This is a genomic window from Paenibacillus sp. OT2-17 (assembly GCF_009827695.1).
GTDB classification, from domain to species: Bacteria; Bacillota; Bacilli; order Paenibacillales; family Paenibacillaceae; genus Paenibacillus; species Paenibacillus polymyxa_B.
On the sequence record NZ_WUDQ01000675.1, the window covers coordinates 1 to 1,787 of the forward strand.

Annotated in this window: 3 protein-coding genes; 1 reads left to right on the top strand and 2 read right to left on the bottom strand. The window is 50.1% G+C overall.

The genetic code is table 11. From position 1 onward, the window contains the following. On the top strand, positions 1–265 hold a 265-nt coding region (locus GRP75_RS26005), incomplete at its 5' end, for a PTS sugar transporter subunit IIB (RefSeq protein ID WP_160790771.1). Between the two features lie 66 nt (positions 266–331). On the opposite strand, the gene GRP75_RS26010 is transcribed toward GRP75_RS26005, so the two are convergent. Both GRP75_RS26010 and GRP75_RS26015 read right to left on the bottom strand, forming a co-directional pair. Next, positions 332–1,264 (bottom strand): NAD-dependent epimerase/dehydratase family protein, encoded by a 933-nt coding sequence (locus tag GRP75_RS26010; RefSeq protein WP_023990092.1) that lies wholly within the window; start codon positions 1,262–1,264, stop codon positions 332–334. A gap of 131 nt (positions 1,265–1,395) precedes the next feature. After that, on the bottom strand, positions 1,396–1,787 hold a 392-nt coding region (locus GRP75_RS26015; protein ID WP_483311117.1), incomplete at its 5' end, for a DUF1796 family putative cysteine peptidase.

Below are 1,787 nucleotides of genomic sequence, written 5' to 3' on the forward strand. Positions count from 1 at the left end.
GAAAAAAGAAGCAACAGCAAGATCCATAGAGCTGAACATCGAAGCCATCCCCGAAAGCACCATCGAGGAAGAGCTAGAAGCCGTTACAGATTCTGTGATTGCTATTTTGCTCGGACCTCAAGTGCGGATGCGTAAAAAGGCAGTAACCGAAATTGCAGCTCCCTATGGTATCCCTGTAGATGTCATTGACACGTTGGCTTATGGTAGAGGAAACGGTGCAGCTGTCCTAGATCAAGCCTTGAAGCTGGCTGGCGAGAACATCTAATTGCTATTCAAATGAAAAAGAGGCTGAGAGTTACCTCAGTCTCTTTCTTGAGTTGCGCGCTCTTTATCAAGACATACCTTCTTTGCCTGAACCCATACTGCTCACATACGTTTCCTGTAAACCGGCAGAAATGCCGTATAACGGTTCCCAACGAAGCCAATGTCTGGCGACTGCGTTACTAAGACAGCTATGGTGAATGTCTCCCGCTCGCGCTGGTGAATACACAGGGCGGACAGACGAACCGTGCAGCTTTAGTAAATCGTAGGCCAGTCGATTAATGGACGTCGTTCGTCCTGTACTTACATGTACTGTGCGTTGGTCTGCTGCATGGATAGCCGCCATATTCGCTCGAACTACATCCTTGACGTACACAAAGTCTCGGGTTTGTGTCCCATCGCCGTGAATGAGCAAGGGACTTCCTTTTTTCAGCCGCTCCATAAAGAGAGCGACTACACCACCCTCTCCCTTCGCGGCCTGACCGGGACCATACACATTTCCATAACGCAAAATCGTATAGTTCATACCGTACAGCCGATAAAAAAGTCGAATATACGATTCTGCGGTCAGCTTGGACAGTCCGTAGCCTGAAATGGGCTCCACGGGATCGTCTTCCTGTATACATTGCTTTTGCAACTCTCCATATACACCGGACGTGGATGCAAATATAAATTTCGACACACCCGCTTCATGACAAGCCTGCAACAAATGAATCGTCCCCAGCACATTCACATCCGCGTCCTCATCGGGTCGATGGATGGATTGCTGCACATCCGCCTGTGCGGCCAAGTGAAACACAATATCCGGGCTTTCCCGAATCAGCAGCGTCCTAGCTTCAGAGCTGCGAATATCCGCAATATGCATGACCGCGCGCGGGTCCACATTCGCCATATTCCCGGTCGTCAGATTATCCAGCACATGCACTCTGATGCCCGAATCAGCAAGCGCACGTACCAGCTGAGAACCAATAAATCCGGCTCCCCCGGTGACCAAAGCCTTCACTAGCTCACCCTCCTTTTGAACCGAAGCATATGATTTCCCTTCGCATCATGTTATGCGACTCCCTATAGCTTGGCGCAGGCACAAGCACAGTCCGAAGACAATCTATAATGTCTTTCTAGAATCTCAGCACCTCAGACATGCAGTCTCACGTTTTCCAGCATATAACGCCACATCTCATCCTGACCGTTCCATATATCCTCAGGTGGCAGCTCCACTGAAACCAGCCTCTCCAACCCCCAGTCCAGCTCCGTCACACCATCAGCCCCTGTATAATCCACGTATAACAAGCGAAAATCATGTGTAATCCTCTGTAATAACACATCATGTAGTTCCACCGCTTGCTCCCGACTACCCCCGAGACGAACCAGTAGCAGACGGGACGCAAGCGCGAATTGGTCCAGTAGACGTGCAATGCGGCGATCAAGCGTCGTTTTGAATGCAGGGTAGGAAGTCAGCTGCTCCGATGTATTCTGGCTAACCGGAAAATGGTGTGCTGCTGTAATCCCATAGGATGCATCCTCAA